This is a genomic window from Deltaproteobacteria bacterium GWA2_45_12 (genome assembly GCA_001797365.1).
Taxonomy (GTDB): domain Bacteria; phylum UBA10199; class UBA10199; order UBA10199; family UBA10199; genus UBA10199.
On sequence record MGPH01000009.1, the window covers coordinates 1 to 5240 of the forward strand.

Genomic DNA, 5240 nt, shown 5'->3' on the forward strand with positions numbered 1-5240 from the left:
ATATAATCCCAAGCGATTGGTCATCTATTCCCGTGACGAAATGAAGCAGTGGGAGATGGCCAAGAAGTTTGAAGGAGACCCACGGGTAGTCTTCATTATTGGCGATGTTCGTGACAAGGACCGGTTGGCACGGGCACTGGACGGCATCGATTATGTGATTCACGCGGCAGCGACCAAAATTGTCCCGACAGCGGAATACAACCCGTTTGAATGCGTCAAGACCAACATTGACGGGGCGATGAACCTGATCGATGCCTGCATCGATCGTGGCATCAAGCGCGTGGTGGCCCTGTCGACAGACAAGGCCAGCAACCCGATCAATTTGTATGGAGCAACGAAACTTGCTTCCGATAAGCTGTTCGTTGCGGGCAATGCCTACGCCGGAACGCACAGTACCCGTTTTGCCGTGGTTCGCTACGGTAACGTGATGGGCTCTCGCGGCTCGGTCATTCCTTTCTTTATGTCCTTGGTGGACACAGGCGTTTTACCCATCACGGATGCTCGAATGACCCGCTTCATGATCACCCTTGAACAGGGGGTTGAGCTCGTCTGGCACGCGCTTGACGACATGCAAGGCGGCGAGATATATGTGAAAAAGATTCCATCCATGACTATCCTGGATATCGCGAATGCTGTTGCGCCGGGAGCCAAGCACAAGATCATCGGTATCCGTCCGGGAGAAAAGATTCATGAGCAGATGATCGGATTGGAGGATGCCCCCCATACTTACGCGTATGAGGATCACTACAAGATTCTTCCGATGATTCATCAATGGTCTACTGACCCCTTGCGCATCAAGGGTGGCACCAAGGTCGAGGAGGGGTTTATGTATACCTCGGACAACAACAAGATATGGATGAATGTGAATGAATTGCAGGGATGGATCGAAGCAAATCGTAAAAAGATCGGTGCGATCTGAGAGGATATGAAACTGCAGATTTTTTTCACCGGCGGCTCCGGCCTACTGGCTCTCAATTGGGCCTTGGCACAGAGGGATCGCTATTCGATTACCTTGGGACTCCACGAGCGCGAAATTGCTCTAGCGGGTGTCCAAACCAGGAAAATCGATCTTGAATCTGTTGATCACCTCATTCGTGCATTTGAAGATGTGCAACCCCAGATCGTTATCCATACGGCCGGCCTTACTAGCGTAGAAAAATGCGAAGCCGACCCGGACCTAGCCGAACGCGTCAATGTACAACTTGCTGCTAATGTCGCTCAAGCTTGCGCAAAGCACGGGTTACCACTGGTGCATATTTCAACCGATCATCTGTTTTCCGGGGTGGCTTCGCTTGCAAATGAAACTTCTCCGGTCAAGCCAATCAACGTGTATGGGCGGACAAAAGCCGAAGCTGAATCACGGGTTCTAGAAGCCCATCCAATGGCGATGGTGATACGAACAAATTTCTATGGCTGGGGCACAAGCTATCGTCATTCATTCAGTGATGTGCTCATTGAAGCACTTCGAGTAGGTAAAGAATTGACCTTGTTTCGGGATGTATTTTACACACCCATACTTGTGGAAACAGCCGCCCAGGCTGTACACGATCTGATCGATCTAAAAGCCAGCGGTATCTTCCATGTGGTGGGTGATGAGCGCATCTCAAAGTACGAGTTTGGACGCAAGCTTGCGCAAGAATTTAAGCTTGATGCCAGTCTCATCAAACCTGGTTACATCACTGACCAAGCCTCGTTAGTCCAGCGACCACACGACATGAGTTTGTCCAATCAAAAAACCCGCAAGTTGCTCGGCAGGCAATTGGGTGGCGTGAACGAACACATCGCAAGACTTCATCAGCAAGAACAATACGGGCTTGCCCAGGAGTTACAGAAATTATGATCCCTTACGGAAAACACCATATTGATGAGGAAGACATCCAGGCAGTCGTGGATGTCTTGAAAAGTGGCATACTGACCCAAGGCCCTGCCATTGAGGCCTTCGAGCAGGCGATTGCTGGATATGTCGGTGTCCAATATGCGGTTGCGGTTTCAAGTGGCACAGCTGCGCTGCATCTTGCTGCCTTGGCAGCTGGTGTCGGCCCGGGAACATCGTTAATTACCAGCCCGATTACTTTTGTTGCCAGCGCCAATGCCGGGCTATATGTTGGCGGGCGTGTTGTTTTTGCAGACATTGACCCAGATACCATCAATATGTCTCCATTGGCTCTCAGAGAGGCTATTGTAAGAAACCCGGATGCGCGCGCAGTAATACCTGTGCACTTTGCCGGCCTGCCATGTGACATGCCGACAATCAAGTCGCTTGCCGACCAAGCCGGTGCAGTAGTGATTGAAGACGCCGCACACGCGCTAGGGGCGCTCTATCCAGACGGGCGGCGCGTTGGTTCCTGCGCATACTCGCTTATGACGATCTTTTCCTTCCACCCTGTCAAGGCGATCGCCGCAGGTGAGGGGGGTATGATCACAACCAACGATGAACCCACCTATCGCAAGCTCTTGCGTTTGCGTAGTCACGGCATTAACAAGCTCAATGACCCCTTTCAATTACCGGAGCAGGCAGAGACCGATGGTGTTCGTGACCCTTGGTATTACGAAATGCAGGAACTCGGCTTTCACTATCGCATCAGCGACATGCAATGCGGGCTCGCACTTTCGCAGCTAAAAAAACTTGACAGATTTATTGCTCGCCGACTTGCTCTGGTTAAGAAATACGATGAGGCGTTTGCTGGTATGCGTAATTGCCGCCCTGCTCAAGCTGTGGGGCGCGAGCAGAGTGGCCATCACCTCTATGTGCTCCAGATTGATTTTGACTCAATTGGTTTGAGCAGAGGGAAGCTAATGCAGGAACTTAAATCACGGGGAATTGGTAGCCAAGTGCATTACATCCCGGTGCCCGCCCACCCCCATTACCGCAGGCTTGGGTTCAGGCCAGAAGACTATCCAAATGCCCAGAAATATTATCAAAAAACGTTGAGCATTCCGCTCTTCTATGACCTGACGGATGACCAACAAGAACAGGTAATCTCATCTATCAAGGAAATGGTAGGGTGAAGCTTGCCCTCGGCACGGTTCAATTCGGCCTACCCTACGGTATTGCCAATCAGGCTGGGCAAGTTACGCGGCACGAAGGAAAGGCCATCTTGCAACTAGCAGCAGACAATGGCATTGATACGCTTGATACAGCCATTGCTTACGGCGAAAGCGAGCAGAGACTTGGTGAGATTGGAATTCAGGGTTGGCAGATTATTTCAAAGTTGCCTGCTATCCCGAATGATTGCACAGATACCTTGCAATGGGTTGCGGAGACAGTCAGAGGTTCTTTGCAACGGCTGAATGTCAAAAGCCTCTACGGTTTGTTGCTACACCGCCCACAGCAGCTTATGGAAAAGAACGGTGAAGACCTTTATCGTGCCTTGCAACAGCTCAAACACGATGGCTTGGTTCAAAAAATAGGTATTTCGATTTACGATCCTTCAGAACTCGACATCCTTTTTGATCGTTTTCAACTCGATCTTGTCCAAGCACCATTCAATATTCTGGATCACCGCCTAATTGATACAGGCTGGATGAATCGTTTGGCGGCGCAGGGTACAGAATTGCATGTGCGTTCAGTATTACTTCAAGGATTGCTATTGATGTCACCAACTGATCGCCCCAAAAAATTCGCTCGTTGGTATCGGCTTTGGTCCGATTGGGATAACTGGCTAAGCATTAACAGGCTGACCCCTTTGCAAGCTTGTCTTTGTTACGCCCTATCGTTTCCCCAAATCAGCAAGGTCATCATTGGCGTTGACAGTCTTGGACAGCTAAATGAAATCCTTCAGGCGATACAAAGCCAAGCTCCTGAAATTCCCGTTGCGATTAAAACTGATGATCTTGATTTGTTAAATCCAGCGCGTTGGAACACGTTGACTTAGTTGGGAAAGTTTGTGTGCTAGCGGCAACTTTGGCAGTTTTGGACACGACGAATCTAGCTATTAAAATATAACTAATCAGAAAATTATGGACTTGCTACTTGTACTTCGTGGGATGCTTTCGCTCTTTGTTGTTTCTTGGCATGTGACAGGCTATCGCGCAGAGTTTCCTCCGTTAGTAAATATTCCAGGACGTGTTGCGGTGTGGATTTTTTTTGGCATATCGGGGTATGTGATTGCGCATGGGTTTATTTCTAAACGTTACAAATACTGCGTAAGTGATTTGAAAGATTTTTACATCAATCGGTTCTTGCGCATATATCCACTGTTTTTTTCATTGAGTTTAATCGGCTGGATTGCTCAGTGGGTTATAACCGGCAATAACCCATTAAGCCTCAGCGACTTGCCAGGGCAGTTTTTTGATCTTCAGTTTAATCAGGGAGACTATCCTTTAGATGGGGTTTTTTGGACACTTGGAATTGAAATCCATTTTTATCTCATAGCTCCGTTGATTGCTTTACTTTTTTTAAGTATGTTGCCTGTATCGAGAATTTTGGCGATAACCTTAGGAATCGTTCTGTATTTGGCTGTAACTTTTCTGAATTATTACTTAGTGAAAAATCAGGGCTGGTCATATGATGGGCGCAACATTGTTGCAAGCTTGCCACACTTTATTGTTGGTATGCTTTCATGTTTGGTAGTCTTTGAGCTTAAACCTAATGTATCGCGGCTAATTTTTTTTACGGTCAGTGCTTTCGCGCTGCTCGGCTACATAAATTGGATTTATCATATGCAGCCGGGTCGATTTTGGTCAACGCAGGGAATTCTATTAGTTGATTTGGTAATATTTACATTCGTTTTAGCGCATGCAAATTTAAAGGCGATTGAATCTAAAACATCTGCCGCGTATAGGGTGGCTTCATATCTTGGGGTGCTCTCTTATGGTATTTATGCTTGGCATCTCGTTTTGATGCAGAACATTCCCACTTTAGCTCATAATGTATTGGCTATAATGATTCTTTCAATAGCGGCAGCACACGTCACCTACCGAATTATCGAGGCGCCTGCTCTCAAGCTAAAGCGCTACCATGAGCGTAGATAGCTTGCCGAAGAAACAAGTGAAGTAACAACAAGGATTATGAATATGAATATTCAAATTATCGCTGAATTGGCACAAGGGTTTGAAGGTTGCCCTCAGCAAGCGCGTTTGCTGATGAAAGCAGCAGCAGCAGCAGGTGCGGATGTGGCCAAATACCAATTAGTCTATGTCGATGAGGTAGCTACCCCCGATTACAAGTATTATGACCTGCTTCGCTCTCTTGAAATGGCTGACGACGTATGGATCGGCTTGGCGGATTATGCGCGTGA

5 protein-coding genes and 1 pseudogene (1 of these 6 running past the window's edge) are annotated in these 5240 nt (G+C 48.0%); all 6 read left to right on the forward strand.

The window, feature by feature from the left end; all coding sequences use genetic code 11:
- A partial coding sequence (locus A2048_10615; GenBank protein OGP10597.1) for a UDP-N-acetylglucosamine 4,6-dehydratase (inverting) occupies positions 1 to 919 on the forward strand: 919 nt, incomplete at its 5' end.
- A 6-nt stretch (positions 920 to 925) separates the two neighbouring features.
- Complete coding sequence (locus tag A2048_10620; GenBank protein OGP10598.1) at positions 926 to 1840, forward strand: hypothetical protein; 915 nt, start codon at positions 926 to 928, stop codon at positions 1838 to 1840.
- On the forward strand, positions 1837 to 3009 hold the full coding sequence (locus tag A2048_10625; protein ID OGP10599.1) for a UDP-4-amino-4,6-dideoxy-N-acetyl-beta-L-altrosamine transaminase: 1173 nt from the start codon (positions 1837 to 1839) through the stop codon (positions 3007 to 3009). Before A2048_10620 ends, A2048_10625 begins: the two co-directional genes overlap by 4 nt.
- Complete coding sequence (locus tag A2048_10630) at positions 2985 to 3875, forward strand: aldo/keto reductase (protein OGP10600.1); 891 nt, start codon at positions 2985 to 2987, stop codon at positions 3873 to 3875. The genes A2048_10625 and A2048_10630 overlap by 25 nt, the downstream gene beginning before the upstream one ends.
- An 85-nt stretch (positions 3876 to 3960) precedes the next feature.
- Positions 3961 to 4974: a hypothetical protein gene (locus A2048_10635; GenBank protein ID OGP10601.1), complete on the forward strand. Its 1014-nt coding sequence runs from the start codon at positions 3961 to 3963 to the stop codon at positions 4972 to 4974.
- A gap of 42 nt (positions 4975 to 5016) precedes the next feature.
- Positions 5017 to 5240 (forward strand): annotated as a pseudogene (locus A2048_10640) (NeuB family protein) (it continues 796 nt past the right edge of the window).

Bases quoted from the DNA above. Each gene is read 5' to 3' on its own strand.
- A2048_10620 (OGP10598.1), top strand. From the start codon at position 926: ATGAAACTGCAGATTTTTTTCACCGGCGGCTCCGGCCTACTGGCTCTC.
- A2048_10625 (OGP10599.1), top strand. From the start codon at position 1,837: ATGATCCCTTACGGAAAACACCATATTGATGAGGAAGACATCCAGGCA.
- A2048_10635 (OGP10601.1), top strand. From the start codon at position 3,961: ATGGACTTGCTACTTGTACTTCGTGGGATGCTTTCGCTCTTTGTTGTT.